At 60.3% G+C, this 23,347-nt stretch carries 20 protein-coding genes; 15 read left to right on the top strand and 5 right to left on the bottom strand.

The annotated features are described in order from the left end of the window. Positions 1–73: 73 nt before the first annotated feature. Both QMK50_RS18005 and QMK50_RS18000 read right to left on the bottom strand, forming a co-directional pair. Positions 74–634, bottom strand: a complete 561-nt coding sequence (locus QMK50_RS18005) for a response regulator transcription factor (protein ID WP_095169320.1) — start codon at positions 632–634, stop codon at positions 74–76. After that, a complete protein-coding gene (locus tag QMK50_RS18000) occupies positions 627–1,889 on the bottom strand; it encodes an ATP-binding protein (protein ID WP_095169319.1) in 1,263 nt (420 codons plus the stop codon). The genes QMK50_RS18005 and QMK50_RS18000 overlap by 8 nt, the downstream gene beginning before the upstream one ends. A gap of 227 nt (positions 1,890–2,116) precedes the next feature. Here QMK50_RS18000 and QMK50_RS17995 point away from each other — a divergent pair, with 227 nt between their 5' ends. The 9 genes from QMK50_RS17995 (at position 2,117) to QMK50_RS17955 (ending at position 13,986) form a co-directional block, all read left to right on the top strand. Beyond that, positions 2,117–2,833, top strand: coding sequence for an SIMPL domain-containing protein (locus QMK50_RS17995; RefSeq protein ID WP_320333647.1), 717 nt, complete (start codon positions 2,117–2,119; stop codon positions 2,831–2,833). A gap of 410 nt (positions 2,834–3,243) precedes the next feature. Next, positions 3,244–4,869 (top strand): ABC transporter substrate-binding protein, encoded by a 1,626-nt coding sequence (locus tag QMK50_RS17990; protein ID WP_095169317.1) that lies wholly within the window; start codon positions 3,244–3,246, stop codon positions 4,867–4,869. Between the two features lie 293 nt (positions 4,870–5,162). Further along, the gene (locus QMK50_RS17985) at positions 5,163–6,764 is read left to right on the top strand and encodes an ABC transporter substrate-binding protein (protein ID WP_320333646.1); all 1,602 of its coding nucleotides are present in this window, start codon (positions 5,163–5,165) and stop codon (positions 6,762–6,764) included. A gap of 170 nt (positions 6,765–6,934) precedes the next feature. Next, positions 6,935–8,350 carry an OprD family porin gene (locus tag QMK50_RS17980; protein WP_159993746.1) on the top strand — a complete coding sequence of 472 codons (1,416 nt, stop codon included), beginning with the start codon at positions 6,935–6,937 and terminating at the stop codon, positions 8,348–8,350. Between the two features lie 76 nt (positions 8,351–8,426). Continuing rightward, the gene (locus QMK50_RS17975) at positions 8,427–10,022 is read left to right on the top strand and encodes an ABC transporter substrate-binding protein (protein WP_095169314.1); all 1,596 of its coding nucleotides are present in this window, start codon (positions 8,427–8,429) and stop codon (positions 10,020–10,022) included. A 71-nt stretch (positions 10,023–10,093) separates the two neighbouring features. Beyond that, positions 10,094–11,104: an ABC transporter permease subunit gene (locus QMK50_RS17970; protein ID WP_159993744.1), complete on the top strand. Its 1,011-nt coding sequence runs from the start codon at positions 10,094–10,096 to the stop codon at positions 11,102–11,104. 11 nt (positions 11,105–11,115) lie between these two features. Further along, on the top strand, positions 11,116–12,027 hold the full coding sequence (locus QMK50_RS17965) for an ABC transporter permease subunit (protein WP_159993742.1): 912 nt from the start codon (positions 11,116–11,118) through the stop codon (positions 12,025–12,027). A gap of 10 nt (positions 12,028–12,037) precedes the next feature. Continuing rightward, a complete protein-coding gene (locus QMK50_RS17960; protein ID WP_320333645.1) occupies positions 12,038–13,006 on the top strand; it encodes an oligopeptide/dipeptide ABC transporter ATP-binding protein in 969 nt (322 codons plus the stop codon). After that, complete coding sequence (locus QMK50_RS17955) at positions 13,006–13,986, top strand: peptide ABC transporter ATP-binding protein (RefSeq protein ID WP_159993738.1); 981 nt, start codon at positions 13,006–13,008, stop codon at positions 13,984–13,986. Before QMK50_RS17960 ends, QMK50_RS17955 begins: the two co-directional genes overlap by 1 nt. Before the next feature lie 540 nt (positions 13,987–14,526). Here QMK50_RS17955 and QMK50_RS17950 read toward each other — a convergent pair. Continuing rightward, positions 14,527–14,784 carry a hypothetical protein gene (locus QMK50_RS17950; RefSeq protein WP_320333644.1) on the bottom strand — a complete coding sequence of 86 codons (258 nt, stop codon included), beginning with the start codon at positions 14,782–14,784 and terminating at the stop codon, positions 14,527–14,529. 193 nt (positions 14,785–14,977) lie between these two features. Here QMK50_RS17950 and QMK50_RS17945 point away from each other — a divergent pair, with 193 nt between their 5' ends. Beyond that, positions 14,978–15,328 carry a nuclear transport factor 2 family protein gene (locus QMK50_RS17945; RefSeq protein WP_320333643.1) on the top strand — a complete coding sequence of 117 codons (351 nt, stop codon included), beginning with the start codon at positions 14,978–14,980 and terminating at the stop codon, positions 15,326–15,328. 83 nt (positions 15,329–15,411) lie between these two features. Here QMK50_RS17945 and QMK50_RS17940 read toward each other — a convergent pair whose 3' ends face one another. After that, the gene (locus tag QMK50_RS17940) at positions 15,412–16,995 is read right to left on the bottom strand and encodes a peptide chain release factor 3 (protein WP_095169434.1); all 1,584 of its coding nucleotides are present in this window, start codon (positions 16,993–16,995) and stop codon (positions 15,412–15,414) included. A gap of 327 nt (positions 16,996–17,322) precedes the next feature. Here QMK50_RS17940 and QMK50_RS17935 point away from each other — a divergent pair, with 327 nt between their 5' ends. The 5 genes from QMK50_RS17935 to QMK50_RS17915 all read left to right on the top strand — a co-directional run bounded on the left by QMK50_RS17935 (position 17,323) and on the right by QMK50_RS17915 (position 22,404). Further along, positions 17,323–18,039 (top strand): ABC transporter permease, encoded by a 717-nt coding sequence (locus QMK50_RS17935; protein WP_095169435.1) that lies wholly within the window; start codon positions 17,323–17,325, stop codon positions 18,037–18,039. 23 nt (positions 18,040–18,062) lie between these two features. Then, positions 18,063–18,965, top strand: coding sequence for a glycine betaine ABC transporter substrate-binding protein (locus QMK50_RS17930; protein WP_320333642.1), 903 nt, complete (start codon positions 18,063–18,065; stop codon positions 18,963–18,965). A 15-nt stretch (positions 18,966–18,980) separates the two neighbouring features. Continuing rightward, the gene (locus QMK50_RS17925; RefSeq protein ID WP_320333641.1) at positions 18,981–19,634 is read left to right on the top strand and encodes an ABC transporter permease; all 654 of its coding nucleotides are present in this window, start codon (positions 18,981–18,983) and stop codon (positions 19,632–19,634) included. Continuing rightward, the gene (locus QMK50_RS17920) at positions 19,631–20,788 is read left to right on the top strand and encodes a betaine/proline/choline family ABC transporter ATP-binding protein (RefSeq protein WP_095169438.1); all 1,158 of its coding nucleotides are present in this window, start codon (positions 19,631–19,633) and stop codon (positions 20,786–20,788) included. The genes QMK50_RS17925 and QMK50_RS17920 overlap by 4 nt, the downstream gene beginning before the upstream one ends. Before the next feature lie 452 nt (positions 20,789–21,240). Next, complete coding sequence (locus tag QMK50_RS17915; RefSeq protein ID WP_320333640.1) at positions 21,241–22,404, top strand: type III PLP-dependent enzyme; 1,164 nt, start codon at positions 21,241–21,243, stop codon at positions 22,402–22,404. A 42-nt stretch (positions 22,405–22,446) separates the two neighbouring features. Here QMK50_RS17915 and QMK50_RS17910 read toward each other — a convergent pair whose 3' ends face one another. Then, complete coding sequence (locus tag QMK50_RS17910; RefSeq protein ID WP_320333639.1) at positions 22,447–23,319, bottom strand: hypothetical protein; 873 nt, start codon at positions 23,317–23,319, stop codon at positions 22,447–22,449. Positions 23,320–23,347: the final 28 nt, after the last annotated feature.

Below are 23,347 nucleotides of genomic sequence, written 5' to 3'. Positions count from 1 at the left end.
AGGGAGTACGAACCGATCATAGATGATCGGTTCATTTTGTCCGGGTGGCTGGCGATTTTCGTTCAGCGGCGGTTCAGCGGCGAACCGGACGCTTCTGCAGTTTGCGCTGCAGGGTGCGCCGATGCATGCCCAGGGCGCGGGCGGTGGCGGAGATATTGCCTTCGTGCTCGGTGAGGACGCGCTGGATGTGTTCCCACTGCAGGCGGTCCACCGACATCGGGTTTTCCGGCACCAGGGTATCGAGGTCGGCGTGCTCGGACAGCAAGGCGGCCAGCACATCATCGGCATCGGCCGGTTTGCACAGGTAATTGCAGGCGCCGCGCTTGATCGCCTCGACGGCAGTGGCAATGCTCGAGTAACCGGTGAGGATTACCACGCGCATTTCCGGGTCGAGCTCCAGCAGCTTGGGCAGCAGCACCAGTCCCGAATCGCCATCCATTTTCAGGTCCAGTGCGGCGTAGTCCGGCAGGTCCTGCTGAGCGATGACCAGGCCTTCCTCGGCGGAACCGGCGGTGCTGACGCGAAAACCGCGGCGGCTCATGGCGCGAGCCATGACGCGGGTGAAAGTAGCGTCGTCGTCTACCAGCAATAAATGCGGCAGGTCTTCGCCTTCGACTTGGATCTCGTCACTCATGGTCGTCTCCTCGTGCGGCACGGGGCAGGCGCAGCTCGGTGAGCGTACCGCCTTCCTCATGACTATAGAGTTTCACTGAGCCGCCGGCGCGTGTCACGCTGGCCTTGCTCAAAAACAGGCCCAGGCCGAAGCCTTTGCCCTTGGTGGTAAAAAATGGCTTGCCGATCTGCTCGGCAATGGCCAGCGGCACACCGGCACCGTGGTCGCGAATACTGATGGTCAGCTCCACGGCGTCCCAGTCCAGCGTCACTTCCAGTCCTTCCGGGCAGGCGTCGGCGGCATTGTTCAGCAGGTTGAGCAAGGCCTGGGTCAGGTCCGGCGGCGGTGCCAGGCGCGGTTCGCTGCCTTCCCCCTTCCGCTGCAGGCGGTAAGTGGCTTCCGGACGCATCAGGTGCCAGCGGTCGAGCGCTTCGTTGAGCCAGACGCTGACGTCCTGCATGTCCACCGCCAGGCGGCGATTGTTCTCGGCGGCGCGCACCAGTTGCTGCAAGGTCTGCTTGCAGAGCTTCACCTGGTCCTGCAGCACGCTCAAGTCCTCGCGCAGCAGCGGGTCATGATGGTCTTGCAGCATCTCGTTGATCAACACGCTCATGGTCGCCAGCGGGGTGCCCAATTCATGGGCGGCGCCAGCAGCCTGGGTGGCCACGGCCAGCAACTGTTGATCGCGCAGCCCCTCTTCCCGGCGGATCGCCCGCAGCTCTTCCTGGCGGCGCAGCTCTTCGGCCATGCGCGCGGCAAAGAAGGTGATGACCGCCGCCGCCAGGGCAAAACTCAGCCACATCCCATAGATCTGCATCTTTTCCCGGTACATCGGGAAGGTTTCCAGGGGGTAGAACTGCGCCAGCAGCAAGGTGTACATGGTCAGCGCAATGCCCGACAGAATCACCGAATAGCGCCACGGCAAGGTCACGGCAGCGATGGTCAGCGGCACCAGGTAATAAGAGACGAACGGGTTGGTCGAACCGCCCGAGAAATACAGCAGCGCACTGTGGATAAACAGGTCGCAGGCCAGTTGCACGGCGTACTCGAGTTCAGTCACCGGCCACGAGGTGCGCAGCCGGATGGCGGTAAAGGCGCACAGCAGCATCGAGCAACCGAGGGTCGCAGCCAGTTCCAGCCAGGGCAGCGGCAGCAGGTCGAACCAATAGGCGAGCCCCACCGAACCGGCCTGGGCGGCCAGCACCAGGGTGCGGATGAATGTCAGTCGCCAGAGGTTCTGGCGAGTCGCGGAAAGTAGTTGTACGGGGGCGAGCATGAGCTCTCCTGATGAGCGCTCCAGGCGGATCGCGTCGAGTATAACCAAGCAGGGGGCCTGACAGGCAAAAGTGCGGCAAAGCGACACAGGGCAATTGACCGCGCTGCGACCACCTGGCGCTAACTGTATAGAAGTTGTAACCGGCTGAACCGGACAATAGCAGCTAGAGTCTGATGGTTTTACGCAGGCTCGCAACCTTACCCCTGCGCACTACCCAAGGAGCTTTGATGAACACATTTCGCCGCAGTGCCGCCCTTCTCGCCCTCAGTGCCGGCACCCTGGCCAGCCTCCCGGCCCTGGCCGCGGACGAGTTGCACTACAACCAGATTTCCCTGCGCGCCGAAGTCAGCCAGGAAGTCGCCCGCGACCTGATGATCGTGACCCTCTACACCGAAGAGCAGAATGCCGACCCGGCCAAGCTGGCGGCCGTGGTGAGCACCGCAATGAACAAGGCACTGGGCCAAGCGCGGCAGGTCAAGGACGTGACCCTGCGCCAGGGCAGCCGCAACAGCTACCCGATCTACGACGACAAGGGCCAGAAGATCACCGGCTGGCGTGAGCGCGCCGAACTGCGCCTGGAAAGCTCGGACTTCGCCGCCTTGTCCAAACTCACCGGTGAACTGCTCGGCGACCTGAAGATGGCCGGCATGGACTTCGCCATCGCCACCCCGACCCGCAAGGCCAGCGAGGATGCGCTGCTCAAGGAAGCGGTCAACGCCTTCAAGGCCCGCGCCCAACTGACCACCGAGGCCCTGGGTGGCAAGGGTTACAAAATCGTCAACCTGAACCTCAACAGCAACGGTTATCCACAACCTTACCTGCGCGCGCCGATGATGATGAAAGCGGCCGCCATGGATGCCGCCCCGGTAACCCCGGAAGTGGAAGCCGGCACCAGCCAGGTCAGCATGTCGGCCGACGGTTCTATTGAAGTATTGATGCCGTAACGCTTGTGGGAGCTGGTCGGGCGGCGTTGATGCAGTTTACGTGAGACCGCATCAACGCCGTTCCCGGGCAAGCCTTGCACCTACAGATTTGCACCCGCCAATCCCCCTCGCCATCGCGAAAAACCCGTCTAGGCTGTACGTATGGCTGGGTAACATCGCGCCTCGGAAAGGTGCGCCAACTGTGCTATCAGCACACATTTGGTGCGCCTATCGCACCGAAATACCCCCGCGCAAACGATCAAATGCGTCAAAGTTTATAGGAATGCGACATTAAGGTACGTTCGTACCACTGTTTAAGACTTGTAGCCGCTCTGGATCTTGCATTGGGTATAGGCCCTGCATAAGTATCCGCAGGTCGACTCACGAGGTCGTCCTCTAATTCCAAAAATGACAACAATCATGAGGCCACCATGCTCAAACACGCGGTCATTCCGTTTTTAGTCGGCGCCAGCTTGCTTGCTAGCGCACCCTTCGCCTCCGCGGCGACTAACCTGGTGTTTTGCTCCGAAGGGAGCCCGGCCGGTTTTGATCCTGGCCAGTACACCACCGGAACCGACTTCGACGCCTCGGCAGAGACCATGTTCAACCGCCTGAGCCAGTTCGAACGTGGCGGCACCGCTGTTGTTCCAGGCCTGGCCACCAGCTGGGACGTGTCCCCGGATGGCCTGACCTACACCTTCCACCTGCGCGAAGGGGTCAAGTTCCACACCACGCCGTACTTCAAGCCGACCCGTGAATTCAACGCCGACGACGTGCTGTTTACCTTCAACCGCATGATCGACAAAGACATGCCGTTCCGCAAAGCCTACCCCACCGAGTTCCCGTACTTCACGGACATGGGGATGGACACCAACATCAAGAACATCGAAAAAATCGACGACAAGACCGTCAAGTTCACCTTGGGCACGGTCGACGCCGCGTTCATCCAGAACCTGGCCATGAGCTTTGCCTCGATCCAGTCTGCCGAGTACGCCGACAAACTGTTGAAGGAAGGCAAGCCGGGCGACATCAACCAGAAGCCGATCGGCACTGGCCCGTTCGTGTTCAAGAGCTACCAGAAAGACTCCAACATCCGTTACACCGGCAACAAGGACTACTGGAAGCCTGAAGACGTCAAGATCGACAACCTGATCTTCGCCATCACCACCGACCCGTCGGTGCGTATCCAGAAGCTGAAGAAAAACGAATGCCAGGTCACCCTGTTCCCACGTCCGGCCGACCTCAAGGCCCTGGGTGAAGACAAGGACCTGAAACTGCCGCATCAGGCGGGTTTCAACCTCGGCTACATTGCCTACAACGTGATGCCGGTCCTCAAGGGCCGTACCGACGCCAACCCACTGGCCAAGCTGGAAGTGCGCCAGGCGCTCGACATGGCGGTGAACAAGCAGCAGATCATCGACTCGGTCTACCAGGGCGCTGGCCAACTGGCCGTCAATGCCATGCCGCCAACCCAGTGGTCCTATGACGACACCATCAAGGACGCCAAGTACGACCCTGAAAAGGCCAAGGAGCTGCTGAAAAAGGCTGACATCAAGCCGGGCACCGAAATCACCCTGTGGGCCATGCCGGTCCAGCGTCCGTACAACCCGAACGCCAAGCTGATGGCCGAAATGCTGCAGTCGGACTGGGCGAAAATCGGCCTCAAGGTCAACATTGTCAGCTACGAATGGGGCGAGTACATCAAGCGTTCCAAAGGTGGCGAGAACCAGGCCATGATCATTGGCTGGAGCGGTGACAATGGTGACCCGGACAACTGGCTGAACGTACTGTTTGGCTGCGACTCTCTGAGCGGCAACAACTTCTCGAAATGGTGCGACAAGCCGTACGACACCATCATCAAGGAAGCCAAGGCCACCACCGACGTTGCCAAACGCACCGAGCTGTACAAGCAGGCGCAACACCTCCTCAAAGATGCAGTCCCGATGACACCTATCGCGCACTCGACGGTGTATCAACCCATGCGCAACACCGTGCAGGACTTCAAGATCAGCCCATTTGGCTTGAACTCCTTCTACGGCGTCAGCGTCAGCAAATAAGGTATTGCCGCGGCGACCTTGCTGAGGTCGCCGCGGCGCTATCTGCCAAGACAGCGGAATTGACCTACATCCCAAATCACTGCGGCCTACTGCCACGGGTTTAGGACGTGTCGCCTTTTCTTACCTGTATTTAAGGCCTTTCGCATTTACCGCCCGACACTCGACTCACTAACGTCGAGGGTCCGACCGTACTGCGCCTGGAATGGCAATCGCTGAAACCCGTGGTTCTGTGCCCGCACGTCCCCGGACGGGACGAGGGCTCATGGTTTATTTCCAATAAGAGAGGGAGTGTCATGCGCCATACCTTGGTTTTATCCGCCCTACTGGGCAGCGGCCTGTTGGCCGCCACCTCCATCAGCCAGGCCGCCAGCAACAGCCTGGTTTTCTGCTCCGAAGGCAGCCCGGCGGGCTTCGACACTGCGCAATACACCACCGCCACCGACAACGATGCCGCCGAACCACTGTACAACCGGCTGGCCGAGTTCGAGAAAGGCGCCACCAGCGTCGTTCCTGGCCTGGCGACCAGCTGGGATATTTCCGCAGACGGCCTGACCTACACCTTCCACCTGCGCGAAGGAGTGAAATTCCACACCACCAAGTACTTCACCCCGAGCCGGGATTTCAACGCCGACGACGTGCTGTTCACCTTCAACCGCATGCTTCACACCGACCACCCTTTCCGTAAGGCCTACCCCACCGAGTTCCCGTACTTCAACGGGATGAGCCTGAACAAGAACATCGCCAAGGTCGAAAAAACCGCGCCCCTGACCGTGGTCATGACCCTGAACTCAGTCGACGCTGCGTTCATCCAGAACCTCGCCATGAGTTTCGCCTCGATTCTCTCTGCCGAGTACGCCGACCAGTTACTGGCCTCGGGCAAACCCAGCGACATCAACCAGAAGCCGGTCGGCACCGGGCCTTTCGTGTTCCAGCGTTACCAGAAGGACTCGCAGATTCGCTATGCGGGCAACAAACAGTACTGGGACCCGAGCCGAGTCAAACTCGACCAACTGATTTTTGCGATCAACACCGATGCCTCGGTACGGGTGCAGAAACTCAAGGCCGGCGAGTGCCAGGTCACCCTGCATCCGCGCCCGGCCGATGTCGAGGCGCTAAAAAAAGACCCGAAGCTGCAACTGATCGAAAAACCCGGGTTCAACCTCGGCTACATCGCCTACAACGTCCAGCACAAACCCTTCGACCAACTCCAAGTGCGCCAGGCGCTGGACATGGCGGTGAACAAGCAAGGCATCCTCAACGCCGTGTACCAGGGCGCCGGGCAACTGGCGGTGAACGCCATGCCACCGACCCAGTGGTCCTACGACGACAGCATCAAGGATGCCGCCTATGACCCGGAAAAAGCCAAGGCACTGCTCAAGGCTGCGGGCGTCAAGGAAGGCACCGAAATCACCCTGTGGGCCATGCCGGTGCAGCGCCCGTACAACCCGAACGCCAAGCTGATGGCAGAAATGCTGCAGTCGGACTGGGCGAAAATCGGCTTGAAAGTGAAAATCGTCAGCTACGAATGGGGCGAGTACATCAAGCGCACCAAGAACGGCGAACACGACGTCAGCCTGATCGGCTGGACCGGGGACAATGGCGACCCGGACAACTGGCTCGGCACCCTGTACAGCTGCGACGCGATTGGCGGCAACAACTACTCCATGTGGTGCGACCCGCAATACGACAAGCTGATCAAGCAGGCCAAGATCGTTACCGACCGCGAACAGCGCACGGTGCTCTACAAACAAGCCCAGCAGTTGCTCAAGCAGCAAGTGCCGATCACTCCTGTCGCCCACTCCACGGTCAACCAGCCATTGAGCGCCAAAGTCGAAGGATTCAAGGTCAGCCCCTTCGGTCGTAACGTGTTCTCGGGTGTCGGTATCGAGCAATAACTGATTAGCAGAACCTTGGGGGCGATTTTCGCCCTCACAGCAGACTGTTGCCTGAATTCGGCGATTTCGCCCCATGCAAACGTTTGCGATGCCTTGTATGAGTTCCACCCTCAATAGCCGGCTCAGTACAGGAGACCGGCAATAACAAGAGAAAAAAAGGAGCTTCACTGATGAAACTGAGCAACTCCGCCCTGTTGGCCCTGGCCATCAGCAGCATCACCGCAACCGCGTATGCCGAACCCCAGAGCCAGGCGTTCAACCCGGTGACGGTCAATACCAGCAATGCTCAATCCGAGGCCACCGGCTTCATCGAAGGCCAGACGATTAGCGGCAGTACCCGTAACTGGTACTCCAACGAACAACTCAAGCGTGGCGGCAAGTTCGCCTACAAAAAAGACGGCGTATCGACCCCCACCGATCGCCGGATCAACTGGGTCCAGGGCACCATCCTCAAGTACAACTCCGGCTTCACCCAGGGCACCGTCGGTTTCAGCACCGAGCTGGCGGCCTACAACGCAGTCGCGCTGGAACGTGATCGGGAAAACCTGGCCTCCAACAACGGCGGCGCTCCCGGCACTCGTCCTGGCGCAGGCAACAACCGGACCCTGACCAAAGAAGGCGGCGACGCCCAGGGGCAATGGAGCAAACTGGGCCTGGCCAACGTCAAGGCCCGCATCTCCAACACCACCCTGACTGCCGGGCGCATGAACTTCAGCAGCCCGCAAGTCGACGTCATCAGCAACCGAGCCCTGCCTTCGAGCTTCCAGGGCGTGGCCTTGCACAGTGAAGAGCTGAGCAACCTGGCCTTCGACGTGGCCACCTTCGATCGCAACTCGCCGCGTACCGAAGAAAGCCTGAGCAAATTCCGCTCCGAATACGGCGCCATCGATGCCGAAGCCGATCACGTCAACACCGCAGGCATCAGCTACTCGCCGTTCGCCAGCCTGACCACCAGCCTCTGGGCCACCCAGGCCGAAGATATCTGGAACCAGTACTACTTCGGCGCCACCCACGTACTGGGCGACAGCTCGGTGCTGAGCCTGACCACCGGCCTGAACTACTACAAGACCCAGGAAGAAGGCAAAGCCAAGCTGGGCAACATCGACAACGACACCTACTCCCTGTCGTTCGGCCTGACCCACCAGGCTCACACCCTGACCTTCTCCTACCAGGAAGTGAACGGTAACGAGTACTTCGACTACCTGCACGAAACCAACGGCATCTACCTGGCCAACTCCCTGCTGTCGGACTTCAACGGCCCGAACGAGAAATCCTTCCAGGTTTCCTATGGCCTGAACATGGCCGAGTACGGCGTACCGGGTCTCAAGTTCAACATCTACCAGGCACGCGGCTGGGGCATCGACGGCACCCACTACACCGGCACCGGCTACGACGGCATCCAGTCGCAAGACGGCGAACACCACTATGAATATGGGATTGGCAGCACTTACGCCATTCAAAGCGGTCCGCTGAAAGCCACCACCGTTCGCGCCACCTACACCGCACACCGGGCGAGCGAAAACCAGGCTGACGGCAGCATCAACGAGTTCCGCCTGGTTACCACCATTCCGTTCAACGTCCTCTAAGGCGTGACAACCGCGGGGCCGATTCGACGAATCGGCCCCAACGACTAATCTGGCTCATGGAATACGGAGGGTTTATATGAAGATGCTTCCCTTGCGTGCGGTTGTCGCAGCCACCGTGCTGATGACAGCCATCGGTGCCTCGGCCAAACCCTTGGTGGTCTGCACCGAAGCCAGCCCGGAAGGTTTCGACCCGGTGCTCTACACCACCGCCGTAACGTCCGACGCAGCGGCGGAAACCCTGTTCAATCGGCTGGTGGATTTCAAGCCCGGCACCGCGCAGATCCAGCCGGCCCTGGCCGAAAGCTGGGAGATCAGCCCGGATGGCCTGCAATATACTTTCCACCTGCGCCCCGGCGTCGCGTTCCACACGACCGACTATTTCAAACCGACGCGCACACTCAATGCCGACGACGTGGTCTGGAGCTTCCAGCGTCAACTGGACCCCAACCACCCTTGGCACAAGCAATCTGCCGTCGGCTTTCCATACTTTGAAAGCATGGATTTCCAGAACCTGCTCAAGGCTGTCGAAAGAGTCGACGAGATGACTGTCAGGTTCACCCTGAACCGCCCTGAAGCTCCGTTCCTGCTGGACCTGGGCATGGCGTTCACCTCTATTCACTCGGCCGAGTACGCGGCGTTATTGCAAAAAGCCGACAAAATGGCCGATCTCAACAGCAAGCCGATCGGCACCGGTCCGTTCATCTTCCAGCGCTACGCCAAGGATGCCCAGGTCCGCTACAAGGCCAACCCGCAGTACTTCCGTGGCAAGCCGCCGGCTGATCCGTTGATTTTTGCCATCACCCCGGACAACAACACCCGCCTGCAAAAACTCAAGGCCAATGAGTGCCAGGTAGCGCTCTACCCTAAACCCGACGATGTCCCGAGCATCCAGGCCGACCCGGCCCTGCAAATCGCCACCATCGCGGCGATGTCCACCGGCTATACCGCGATCAACACCAGCCACAAATACCTGAGCGATGTGCGGGTGCGCCGTGCCATCGAGTTGGCCCTGGACAAACAGACCTATGTCGACACCCTGTACGGCAAGGGCAACGCGATTGCCGCGGTCAACCCCTACCCACCCGCGCTGCTGGGCTATAACACCACGCTGAAGAACCCGCCCCAGGACCTCGACCAGGCGCGTGCGCTGCTCAAGGAAGCCGGTGTTCCGCCAGGCACAGTGTTCACCCTGTACACCCGCAACGCCGGTGGCCCGACCAACCCGAACCCGCAACTGGGCGCCCAGTTGATCCAGGCAGACCTGGCCAAGGTCGGTATCACCATCGACATCCGTGTCATGGAGTGGGCGGAGATGCTCAAGCGTGCGAAGAAAGGCGAACACGACATGGTGTCTGCCGGCTGGAGCGGCGACAACGGTGACCCGGATAACTTCCTCGGTCCGCTGCTGAGTTGCGAAGCCGCCAAAAACGGCGAAAACTACAGCCGCTGGTGCAACCCGCAATTCCAGGCGCTGATCACCCAGGCTCGAGCCACGATCGATACTGCCGAACGCGCCGCTCTCTATGAAAAAGCCCTGGTTATCCTGCACGACGAAGTGGTGTGGGTCGATCAGGCTCATCCCAAGATGTTTACCGCCCTGCGCAAGAACGTCGACGGTTACTACATGAACCCGCTGACCACCAATAACTTCGCCACCACCCAGGTGAAGTAGAAAAAACGCCGGCCACAGCCCGATCCTGGGCTGACCGGTACGCCTAACCGGCTGATGAGGTACACCAGAAGATGTTTAGTTTTATTGCCCGCCGACTGGGGTTGTTGATCCCCACCTTTTTCGGCATCACCCTGCTGACTTTCGCGTTGATTCGCATGATTCCTGGCGACCCTGTGGAAGTCATGATGGGCGAACGCCGGGTCGACCCCGAAATGCATGCTCAGGCAATGGAACGCCTTGGCCTGAACAAGCCGCTGTATGCCCAGTACCTGGACTACATCGGCAAACTGGCCCAGGGCGACCTCGGTGAATCGCTGCGCACCCGTGAAAGTGTCTGGAGCGAGTTCACTTCGCTGTTCCCCGCGACCCTCGAACTGTCCATGGCTGCCCTGCTGTTCGCCGGGATCCTCGGTTTGCTGGCCGGGGTGATCGCGGCCCTCAAGCGCGGATCGCTGTTCGACCATGGGGTGATGGGCATCTCCCTGGCCGGGTATTCGATGCCGATCTTCTGGTGGGGCCTGATCCTGATCATGTTCTTCTCGGTGTCCCTGGGCTGGACCCCGGTTTCCGGGCGGATCGACCTGCTCTACGACATCGAGCCGGTCACCGGTTTCATGCTGATCGACACCCTGCTGGCCGATGACACGGGCGCATTCCTCGACGCCCTGCACCACCTGATCCTGCCGGCCATCGTGCTCGGCACCATCCCGCTGGCGGTGATTGCGCGGATGACCCGCTCCTCGATGCTCGAAGTGCTGCGCGAAGACTACATCCGCACCGCACGGGCCAAAGGCCTGTCGCCGTCGCGCGTGGTGTTCGTCCACGGCCTGCGCAACGCGCTGATTCCGGTACTGACCGTGGTCGGCCTGCAGGTCGGCACGCTGCTGGCCGGTGCGGTCCTGACCGAGACCATCTTCTCCTGGCCCGGCATCGGCAAATGGCTGATCGAAGCCATCGGCGCCCGGGACTACCCCGTCGTACAAAACGGCATCCTGCTAATCGCCTGCCTGGTGATCCTGGTCAACTTCGTGGTGGACATCCTCTACGGCTTTGCCAACCCACGCATCCGTCATCAGCGCTGAGATCATTACCCATGAGTACTCCAACACCCTCGGTAGCAGTCGATCAAAGCCTGCTGTATCCGTCCCCGTACAAAGAATTCTGGCAAGCGTTCTCCAAAAACAAAGGCGCCGTTGCCGGCCTGATGTTCATGTTGCTGGTGATCTTCTGCGCGATCTTCGCGCCCTGGGTTGCCCCGCATAACCCCAGCGAGCAGTACCGCGACTTCCTGCTGACCCCGCCGGCCTGGCTCGAAGGCGGGCAACTGCAGTTCCTGCTCGGCACCGATGAACTGGGGCGCGACCTGCTGTCGCGCTTGATCCAGGGTTCGCGCCTGTCGCTGATGATCGGCTTGTCGTCGGTGGTGATGTCGTTGATCCCGGGGATCCTGCTGGGCCTGTTCGCCGGGTTCTTCCCGCGTCTACTAGGCCCGACCATCATGCGCCTGATGGACATCATGCTGGCCCTGCCCTCCTTGCTGCTGGCCGTGGCGATTGTCGCCATCCTCGGCCCTGGCCTGATCAACACCGTGATCGCCATCGCCATCGTGTCCCTGCCGTCCTACGTGCGCCTGACCCGCGCCGCGGTGATGGGCGAGCTGAATCGTGACTACGTGACGGCCGCGCGCCTGGCCGGTGCCGGCCTGCCCCGCCTGATGTTCATCACCGTGCTGCCCAACTGCATGGCTCCGCTGATCGTCCAGGCGACCCTGAGTTTCTCCTCGGCGATTCTCGATGCCGCCGCCCTGGGCTTCCTCGGTCTTGGCGTGCAACCGCCAACCCCGGAGTGGGGCACCATGCTGGCCTCGGCCCGCGACTACATCGAACGCGCCTGGTGGGTGGTAAGCCTGCCTGGCTTGACCATTTTGCTCAGCGTGCTGGCAATCAACTTGATGGGCGACGGCCTGCGCGATGCGCTGGACCCGAAACTCAAGAACGCCGCCTGAGGAGATTCCCATGTCACTGTTAGAAATCAAGAATCTCAACGTGCGTTTCGGCGACAAGACCGCCGTTCCGGTGGTCGACGGCCTCGACATTAGCGTGGACAAGGGCGAAGTCCTGGCCATCGTTGGCGAGTCGGGGTCGGGTAAATCGGTGACCATGATGGCGCTGATGGGCCTGATCGAGCACCCCGGAATCGTCACCGCCGACGCCCTGAACTTCGACGGCAAGAACATGCTCAAGCTGAGCAACCGGCAGCGGCGGCAGATCGTCGGCAAAGACCTGGCCATGGTCTTCCAGGACCCGATGACCGCGCTGAACCCGAGCTACACCGTCGGTTTCCAGATTGAAGAAGTGCTGCGCCTGCACCTGAAAATGTCCGGCCGCGCGGCGCGCAAGCGTGCCATCGAACTGCTGGAAAAAGTCGAGATCCCCGGGGCCGCCAGCCGCATGGACGCCTACCCGCACCAGCTCTCCGGCGGCATGAGCCAACGCGTGGCGATTGCCATGGCAATTGCGGGCGAACCCAAGCTGCTGATCGCCGACGAACCGACCACCGCCCTCGACGTGACCATTCAGGCGCAGATCATGGACCTGCTGCTGGCCCTGCAGAAAGAGCAGAACATGGGCCTGGTGCTGATCACCCACGACCTTGCCGTGGTCGCCGAAACCGCCCAGCGCGTGTGCGTGATGTACGCCGGCCAAGCGGTGGAAGTCGGCCAGGTGCCGCAGCTGTTCGACATTCCCGCGCACCCGTACAGCGAAGCCCTGCTCAAGGCGATTCCGGAGCACAGCCTGGGCGAATCGCGCCTGGCCACGCTGCCGGGTATCGTTCCCGGCCGTTACGACCGCCCGCAGGGTTGCCTGCTGTCGCCACGCTGCCCTTACGTGCAGGACAACTGCCGCGCCCAGCGCCCGGCCCTCGATCCGAAAAGCAACAGCCTCGCTCGCTGCTTCTATCCTTTGAATCAGGAGGTGGCGTAATGGCCGTCGTTCTCACCGCCCGTGACCTGACCCGTCACTACGAAGTCTCCCGCGGCCTGTTCAAGGGCCACGCCACCGTGCGTGCGCTCAACGGCGTGTCGTTCGAACTGGAAGCCGGCAAGACCCTGGCCGTGGTCGGCGAATCCGGTTGTGGCAAGTCGACCCTGGCCCGCGCCCTGACGCTGATCGAAGAGCCGTCTTCCGGCTCGTTGAAAATCGCCGGCCAGGAAGTCACCGGGGCCAACAAGGCCGAGCGCAAGCAGTTGCGCAAAGACGTGCAGATGGTGTTCCAGAGCCCGTACGCGTCGCTCAATCCGCGGCAGAAAATCGGTGACCAATTGGCCGAGCCGCTGCTGATCAACACCAACTTGAGCGCTGCCGAACGGCGCGACAAAGTCCAGGCGATGATGAAGCAGGTCGGCCTGCGTCCCGAGCATTACCAGCGTTATCCGCACATGTTTTCCGGCGGCCAGCGCCAGCGGATCGCCCTCGCCCGGGCAATGATGCTGCAACCGAAAGTGCTGGTGGCGGACGAACCGACCTCGGCGCTGGACGTGTCGATCCAGGCCCAGGTGCTGAACCTGTTCATGGACCTGCAGCAGGAATTCAACACCGCCTACGTGTTCATCTCCCACAACCTGGCGGTGGTGCGCCATGTGGCCGACCACGTGATGGTGATGTACCTCGGCCGTCCGGTGGAAATGGGCCCCAAAGAGGACATCTACACCCGCCCGCTGCACCCCTACACCCAGGCCCTGCTGTCGGCCACACCGACCATCCACCCGGACCCGGACAAGCCGAAAATCAAGATCGTCGGCGAACTGCCCAACCCGCTGAACCCACCGTCCGGCTGCGCCTTCCACAAGCGCTGCCCGTACGCCACCGAGCGTTGTAGTACCGAAGAGCCGGCCTTGCGTTTGCTCGACAGCCGCCAGGTAGCGTGTCATTACGCCGAGCAATTTCTCGAGGGTGCGGCCTGACAAACTACTGCACAGGTACCTGTGGGGGCCTACTCGCGATGGCGCAGTGTCAGTCACAATCAATGTCGACTGATCCACCGCCATCGCGAGCAAGCTCGCTCCTACAGAGTAATTTCAACCCAACCAGGAAAAACAGGCCGGCCGGTAGGCCGCCTCGCCCGCCTTTACCACTCAGGCCGACTGTCAGGTCGCCGTGCTCTGGCTTTTGATCTTGATCCACCTGCCCCTTCGGCAGGCTGAGCGAAGGTGTCCATCAGGGGGGTAGGCGCGTAGCGCCGTGCGGCGAAGCCGCATGCATCGAGAGGAGGTGCAGCGAAGCAAACCGTAGGCGATGCCCCCTGATGGGCACCGCAGCGAAGGTACCCCGAGCCTTAGCGAGGGGCCGAACGCTGGGGCAAGACTTTTTGGGTACTTTTGTGTCGTTTGACAAAAGTGCCTCGCCGTAAGGGCGAAACCCTAAGCCGCCATCACCGCAGCAACGGATATACCCCCAAATCGCAGCCTTCAGCAGCTCCCACAAAAGATTGGAGCAATGACGAGCTACGTCTGGCTATCACCCTCATCCGCATCATCGCTGTCCGGCTCGTCGGTGGTTGAGTCATCGTCGCCCGCGCTACCTCCCTGACCCTTGTCCCCCGGCTCGGATTCGGACTTGGCCAGCATCAATCCGCCGTCTCCCACCTGATCGCTCGACACCTGCTCACCATGGCGAGTGCACTCAGCCCACGCCGAAGACATACCCACCGACAGCAACAGCAACACCTTAAGCAACAGCACACTGCGTGGAAAAATGCTCATAGCCGATTCCATCCTTTCGAGGAGAGCCTGGCGGCGACGAACCCAATCGCCATGGCGTTGGCTGCAATCTAGTTGTGATCGGTCGGGTTCTCCAGATAGGACGCTGACTAAAGCCTGGAAATGCCACATCCTTCCAGATTGGTTGTGAATAACAGTTAGAGCCAATCCAGCTAACACGACGAGGCCACCTGCCATGGATCTTTCGCAAACACTGCTGCAACTGGAACAACGCCTGCTGTCACAGGGGGTTCGACGCGATGCACAAGAACTCTCATGCTTGATCGCCGATGACTTCCGCGAGTTCGGCGCCAGCGGCGGCACCTGGACCAAAGCAGACTTGATCGAACAGTTGCCTCAGCAAGCCTTCGTTCAACGCACCATCAGTCAATTCACGGTCAAGCCGTTGTCGGAACACACTGCACTGGTGACGTATCACTGCCACAACACCCAAGCCGACAGCCTGCGCAGTTCGATCTGGCGTAAACAAGGCGAGCATTGGCAAATGCTATTTCACCAAGGCACCCATATCCCCACGCCCCTATAAACGCGGGAGCGCCAGCGACTCGCGTCGCCAACAAAAAACCCCGCGGCTTTCGCAACGGGGTTTTGGGTGTGACGGCTCAGCGCTTAGTGATGTTCACGGGTCGCGCGGAATTTCACGTCTGGCCAGCGCTCTTCCATCAGCGCCAGATTGACCCGGGTCGGGGCCAGGTAGGTCAGGTGACCACCGCCGTCGACCGCGAGGTTTTCCACGGCCTTGACGCTGAACTCTTCAAGCTTCTTCTTATCGCTGCAATCGATCCAGCGCGCGGACCACACGGTGATCGGCTCGTAGGCGCACTCGACCTTGTATTCCTCTTTCAGGCGGCTGGCGACCACATCGAACTGCAGGACACCCACGGCGCCAAGGATGATGTCGTTGCTGCGCTCCGGGAAGAACACCTGGGTGGCGCCCTCTTCGGCCAGTTGCTGCAGGCCCTGGCGCAGTTGCTTGGATTTCAGCGGGTCCTTCAGGCGTACGCGGCGGAACAGTTCCGGGGCGAAGTGCGGGATACCGGTGAACCCCAGGGCTTCGCCTTCGGTGAAGGTGTCGCCGATCTGGATGGTGCCGTGGTTGTGCAGGCCGATGATGTCGCCGGCAAACGCTTCTTCCAGTTGCTCACGCTCGGAGGAGAAAAAGGTCAGCGCATCGCCGATCCGCACGTCCTTGCCGGTGCGCACGTGGCGCATCTTCATGCCTTTTTCATACTTGCCGGAGCAGATACGCATGAAGGCGATTCGGTCGCGGTGCTTGGGGTCCATGTTTGCCTGGATCTTGAACACGAAGCCGGTGAATTTCTCTTCCACCGGTTCCACGGTCCGCTCGTTGGCAACCCGTGCCAGCGGTTTTGGTGCCCAGTTGACCACGGCGTCGAGCACGTGATCGACACCGAAGTTGCCCAGCGCAGTACCGAAGAACACCGGCGTCAGCTGGCCGTCCAGGAACTCCTGCTGATTGAACTCGTGGCAGGCGCCCTGCACCAGCTCGAGCTGTTCGACGAAGCGGTCGTACTCGTCACCCAGGTGATCGCGAGCCTCATCGGAGTCGAGCTTCTCGATGATCTTGACTTCGGTCCGCTCGTGGCCGTGGCCCGCGGTGTAGACAATGATGTAGTCGTCGGCGAGGTGATACACGCCTTTGAAGTCGCGGTAGCAACCGATCGGCCAGGTGATCGGCGCAGCCTTGATTTTCAGGACCGCCTCGATTTCGTCGAGCAGTTCGATCGGGTCGCGGATGTCACGGTCGAGTTTGTTGATGAAGCTGACGATCGGCGTGTCACGCAGCCGGCAGACGTCCATCAGGGCGATGGTCCGTGGTTCTACACCCTTACCGCCGTCGAGGACCATCAAGGCCGAGTCGACTGCCGTCAGGGTACGGTAGGTATCTTCGGAGAAGTCTTCGTGGCCCGGGGTGTCGAGCAGGTTGATCATGTGATCGCGATACGGAAACTGCATGACCGACGTGGTAATCGAAATACCCCGCTGCTTTTCCATTTCCATCCAGTCGGAGGTGGCATGGCGGTCGGATTTGCGAGATTTCACCGTGCCGGCAACCGCAATCGCCTTGCCCATCAGCAAGAGCTTCTCGGTGATGGTGGTCTTACCCGCATCGGGGTGGGAAATAATGGCGAAAGTGCGGCGTTTCGCGACTTCGGCGGCCTGTTTGGTCATGGGAAATCGCCTGGCAGGTGATTCAAAAAAGGGCGGCGATTATAGCCCAAGTTGAACCCAGAACCGAACCGTTGAGCACATTAAGGGTGGCCAAATGCTGCCTAAGATGGGAACCTTTTAAAGCGTAGAGACGTCCACTCCCCTGTTACGACCTTTCGTCAGGGGCTGAAATATCTGCAATTCAGCCTGACGAGGCTGTGCTCATGGCTCGACCTCATGCCGTTTTGCCGGCATTGGCGAGCTGCTTTTCGCGAACACCTTCCCGGCAGCCAGGCATGGCGTTGCCACACGGGAAGTGTGCGCCGACTGAAATAAAGGAGTCCGCCTGTGGCTATTCGCTATGGCAAAGGGCTGATAGGGGGAGCGGTTGTCGTCGCCCTCCTGGCCCTGCTGATCCACTGGATCGGCATCAACACGATCGAACTGTACCGCGACGATTTGTTGTTTTACCTGCAAGCTCACCTGATCCTCGTCCTCGCTTCCATGCTGGCCGCCCTTGTCGTGGGCATCCCTGCCGGCATCCTGCTCAGCCGCCCGACCCTGGTCGGACGCGCCGAACGCTTCATGCAAATCTTCAACATCGGCAACACCGTCCCACCCCTGGCCGTACTGGCCATCGCCCTGGGGATCCTCGGGATCGGCAGCGGCCCTGCCATCTTCGCCCTCTTCCTCGCCTCCCTCCTGCCCATCGTGCGCAATACCTACGAGGGCCTGAAAAACGTCCAGGGTTCACTCAAGGAAGCCGCCGTCGGCATCGGCATGACCCCGCGCCAAGTGCTCTGGCGGGTCGAACTGCCGAACGCCGTGCCGATCATCATCGGTGGCGTGCGAGTAGCGCTGGCGATCAACGTCGGTACCGCGCCCCTGGCGTTCCTGATCGGCGCCAACAGTCTGGGCAGCCTGATTTTCCCCGGCATTGCCCTGAACAACCAGCCGCAACTGATCCTCGGCGCGGCGTGTACCGCCCTGCTGGCATTGCTGCTGGACGGTCTGGTGACACTGAGCAGCCGCCTCTGGCTGGAACGCGGGTTACCCCAGTCCTAACCCGGCTGAGCGAAGGAATCACGATGAAATTACCAAGCTTGTTACTGGGCTGCGTCCTGCTGTGCGCAGGATTTGCCCAGGCCGCCGAAAAACCCCTGATCCGCATCGGCGCCCGGGTCTTCACCGAGCAGACCCTGCTCGCCGAAATCACCGCCCAATACCTGCGTGCCAAGGGCTACAACGCCCAGGTCACCGGCGGCCTGGGCAGCAACCTGGCCCGCAGCGCCCAGGAAACCGGGCAACTGGACATGGTCTGGGAATACACCGGGGTCTCCCTGGTGTCCTACAACCACGTCACGGAAAAGCTCGACAGCCAGCAGTCCCTGGCGCGGGTCACTGAACTGGATGCGAAGAAGGGCCTTACCTGGCTCTCGCCGTCGAAATTCAGCAACACCTATGCCCTGGCACTGCCCGAGAAAATCGCTGCGCAGTTCCCCGAGGTCAACAGCATCAGCGAGCTGAACACCGCGCTGCGCAATCAGGCCGAGGACAACCCGCTGGTGGCCCTGGACACCGAGTTCGCCAACCGTTCCGACGGCCTGGCAGGCATGGTCGAGCGCTATGACATGGACCTGACCCGGCGCAACATCCGCCAGATGGACGCGGGCCTGGTCTACACCGCACTGCGCAATGGCCAGGTGTTTGCCGGCCTGGTGTACACCACCGACGGGCGCCTGAGTGCGTTCAAACTCAAGTTGCTCAAAGACGACAAGCATTACTTTCCCGACTACACCGCCGCCCCCGTGGTGCGCCAGGTGTACCTCGACGCCCATCCGCAACTGGCTGGCCAACTCAAGCCGCTGGCCGATCTGTTCGATGACGAGACCATGCGCCAGCTCAATGCCCGGGTCGACGTCAATCATGAAAGCCCGTCGGCCGTGGCCGCAGACTTCCTGCGCCAGCACCCACAGCTTTCGAACAACTGAACCGGAGGAAAAGCCATGGATTTCTTGAACGCCTTTTCCCATCTGGACTGGCCACTTGTCCTGCACCTGAACTGGCAACACATCACCCTGGTCGGGATTGCCGTGACCCTGGCGATTGTCGTCGGCGTGCCCCTGGGCATTGTGATGACTCGCTTTCCGGCACTGGCCGGCCCGCTACAGGCCAGCGCCACCGTGCTGCTGACCGTGCCCTCGATTGCTCTGTTCGGCCTGCTGTTGCCGTTCTATTCGAAGTTCGGCCAGGGCCTGGGGCCGATGCCGGCGATTACCGCGGTGTTCCTGTACTCCCTGCTGCCGATCATGCGTAACACCTACCTGGCGCTGACCGGCGTCGAACCGGGTATTCGCGAAGCCGCCCGGGGCATTGGCATGACATTCGGCCAGCGCCTGCGCATGGTCGAACTGCCGATCGCGGTGCCGGTGATTCTCGCCGGTGTGCGCACCGCCGTGGTGATGAACATCGGGGTGATGACCATCGCCGCGACCATCGGCGCCGGCGGCCTGGGCGTACTCATTCTCGCCTCCATCAGCCGCAGCGACATGTCGATGCTGATTGTCGGCGCGGTCCTGGTCAGTGTGCTGGCCATCTTCGCCGACCTGCTCTTGCAATGGCTGCAACGCTCGCTGACTCCAAAAGGACTCCTGAAATGATCGAACTTCAAAACCTCAGCAAAACCTTCCGCAGCAACGGCAAAGACGTCAAAGCCGTGGACTCGGTAAGCCTGACCGTCAATGAAGGCGAAATCTGCGTGTTCCTCGGGCCATCGGGCTGCGGCAAAAGCACCACGCTGAAGATGATCAACCGCCTGATCAAACCGACCTCGGGCAAGATCCTGATCAACGGCGAAGACACCACCGACCTCGACGCAGTGACCCTGCGCCGCAACATCGGCTATGTGATCCAGCAGATCGGCCTGTTCCCCAACATGACCATCGAGGAGAACATCACCGTGGTCCCGCGCCTGCTCGGCTGGGACAAACAGAAGTGCCACGACCGCGCCCGCGAGTTGATGAGCATGATCAAGCTCGAACCCAAGCAGTACCTGCACCGCTATCCGCGTGAACTGTCCGGTGGCCAGCAGCAGCGCATCGGCGTGATCCGCGCGCTGGCCGCCGATGCCCCGTTGCTACTGATGGACGAGCCCTTCGGCGCAGTCGACCCAATCAACCGCGAGATGATCCAGAACGAATTCTTCGAGATGCAGCGGGCGCTGAACAAGACGGTAATCATGGTCAGCCATGACATCGACGAAGCGATCAAGCTGGGGGACAAGATCGCCATCTTCCGCGCCGGCAAGCTGTTGCAGATCGACCACCCGGACACCTTGCTCGCCCATCCGGCAGACGACTTTGTCAGCAACTTCGTGGGCCAGGACAGCACCCTCAAGCGCCTGCTGCTGGTCAAGGCCGAAGATGCCGCGGACAACGCCCCGTCCGTGAGCCCGGAGACCCCGGTGGCCGATGCGCTGGAGTTGATGGACGAGCACGACCGCCGCTATGTGGTCGTCACCTGCGCCGAAAACAAGGCCCTGGGCTACGTACGTCGCCGCGACCTGCACCGCCAGGGCGGCTCATGTGGCCAGTACCTGCGCGAATTCAACGCCACAGCAGCCTACGATGAGCACCTGCGCATCCTGCTGTCGCGCATGTACGAGTTCAACCGCTCGTGGCTGCCGGTGCTGGATGCGGAACGGGTGTTCCTCGGTGAAGTGACCCAGGAATCAATTGCCGAGTACCTGAGCTCCGGCAAGTCCCGTGGCGGCAAGACCAGCATTGTGTCGCCGGCCGAGACTGCGCTGGCCTGACAAAAAATAACTGTAGGAGCGAGCTTGCTCGCGATGCACTCGATGGCACCACAGGGTACCAGGCTCCATGCGTTATCGTTGACGTCCATCGCGAGCAAGCTCGCTCCTACAAGTATTCAAATCTCCCTCTTGGGGGAACATCACACTGTCATGCAGGTCGGTTACATCAGTAGCTGTCCGGGACCGCACGACGGAAGCGTGCAAAAACGCGACATTTTTTGTTGATCTCAAGCCCCTCACGCCCTAAAGTTCGCGCCGAACGTCCATGCTGGAAACGATCCATCCGGCTCAAGTACTGACGACGAGACAGCAAGGCCAAGGGACGCAGGTGATCCCATGGCCTTTTTGCTTTCGGCGACATGCCTTGGGAAGTAGGCGAACCAAAGTGGGGATACGGAGGACGTTCATTTGCACCCATTGTTAATTTCAGTTTGCCAGTAGGAGTTCCCAGCATGTCGATCAACGTCGAAGACTATTTCGCGCGCGCCACTTTTGACAAAATGAAGGCGTTCGCCGACAAACAAGAAACCCCGTTCGTGGTGATCGACACCGCGATGATCAGCCAGGCCTACGATGACCTGCGTGCCGGTTTCGAATTCGCCAAAGTCTATTACGCGGTCAAGGCCAACCCGGCCGTCGAGATCATCGACCTGCTCAAGTCCAAAGGTTCGAGCTTTGACATCGCGTCGATCTACGAGCTGGACAAGGTGATGGACCGTGGCGTCACCGCCGACCGCATCAGCTACGGCAACACCATCAAGAAATCCAAGGACATCCGCTACTTCTACGAGAAGGGCGTGCGCCTGTTCTCCACCGACTCCGAAGCCGACCTGCGCAACATCGCCAAGGCCGCCCCGGGTTCGAAAGTCTATGTGCGAATCCTCACCGAAGGTTCGACCACTGCTGACTGGCCTTTGTCGCGCAAATTCGGCTGCCAGACCGACATGGCCATGGACCTGCTGATCCTGGCTCGTGACCTGGGCCTGGTGCCGTACGGTATTTCGTTCCACGTCGGTTCGCAGCAACGCGACATCAGCGTCTGGGACGCAGCGATCGCCAAGGTCAAAGTGATCTTCGAGCGCCTGAAGGAAGAAGACGGTATCGAGCTCAAGCTGATCAACATGGGCGGTGGCTTCCCGGCCAACTACATCACCCGCACCAACAGCCTGGAAACCTACGCCGAGGAAATCATCCGCTTCCTCAAGGAAGACTTCGGTGATGACTTGCCGGAAATCATCCTGGAGCCGGGCCGTTCGTTGATCGCCAACGCCGGTATCCTGGTCAGTGAGGTAGTACTGGTCGCGCGTAAATCCCGCACCGCAGTCGAGCGCTGGGTGTACACGGATGTGGGCAAGTTCTCCGGCCTGATCGAAACCATGGACGAAGCCATCAAGTTTCCGATCTGGACCGAGAAGAAAGGCGAGATGGAAGAAGTGGTGATCGCCGGCCCAACCTGCGACAGCGCCGACATCATGTACGAAAACTACAAGTACGGCCTGCCGCTGAACCTGGCCATCGGTGACCGCCTGTACTGGCTGTCCACCGGCGCGTACACCACCAGCTACAGCGCCGTCGAGTTCAATGGCTTCCCACCGTTGAAGTCGTTCTACGTGTAAGTATCTGCAGTAATGAAAAGGTCCATTGACATGGACCTTTTTTTATTTTCTCAACCACAATTCAATGTGATTCAACATGCTCAGGAGTTCTTCAGCATTCTCCTGAGCAGCAGCCAGCTTCACATTCAGTCTTCCCACGGTCGTCATGTCATCTGTTTGCGTGAGCTCGTCTCGTGCGCTGTCAAAACGCAGGCTGAGCTCCTCAAAAAAACCTCCCATCCAGACACCCAATAATTCCATCCGCCTGAAGAGAGCCATGACGTCGGCCTCATATTCCCTTGCCTTGATCACAGGATCAGCGTTGGAATACTCGATATCCCAGAGAGGGGTCGTGTCATCTTCCCTGAACAGCTCTGGGGCCACGCTCGGTTGTGTATGACATTCACAGGTGCGATAACCCATTGCCCTGGTGAATATCGATTTCAGCCCAAAGGAATGCTCGCATACGTCTTGAACGATCTTCTCGACTGAAATCATGTCCCCCTTACCCGCAAAAAAAAGGTTACCTAAACCGTAAACCAAGCCCCGGATGGTCCCAGGAGCAGAGGAGTTCCAGATCGGCGAGCGAACCAGGCTGAAGTTGCCAAGGTCCACCCCATCGATCGGCTCGCGTCGAGATGTCCGAGCAGTGAACGCCAAAACCTCTTCCCTGAATGTCACCAGTGCCGCTATATAACCAGCGGCGCCATCCCTCAGGTCTGCAATGCGCTTCCACAGCCCTTGCAGATTCCGCTCATCCCAAGTGACATGATTCAGACGCGAGTCGTAGGGTAAACCTGTCCGCTGATGACCGCTTTTTGCTCGCCGAACAAAGAGCAGATTGACTTTGTCATGTGTCGAAACGACCGTAGAGAGGAAAAAGGTATAACGATCCAGTGTGCGACGCTGCTCACTGACAAACGTGTAGATAGCCATATGCATACCCCCTTGAAGCGGAGGATGT

Origin of the sequence: Pseudomonas sp. P5_152 (assembly GCF_033989915.1) — a bacterium.
Classification (GTDB): Bacteria; Pseudomonadota; Gammaproteobacteria; order Pseudomonadales; family Pseudomonadaceae; genus Aquipseudomonas.
This window is presented reverse-complemented; position numbering and strand designations above follow the sequence as displayed.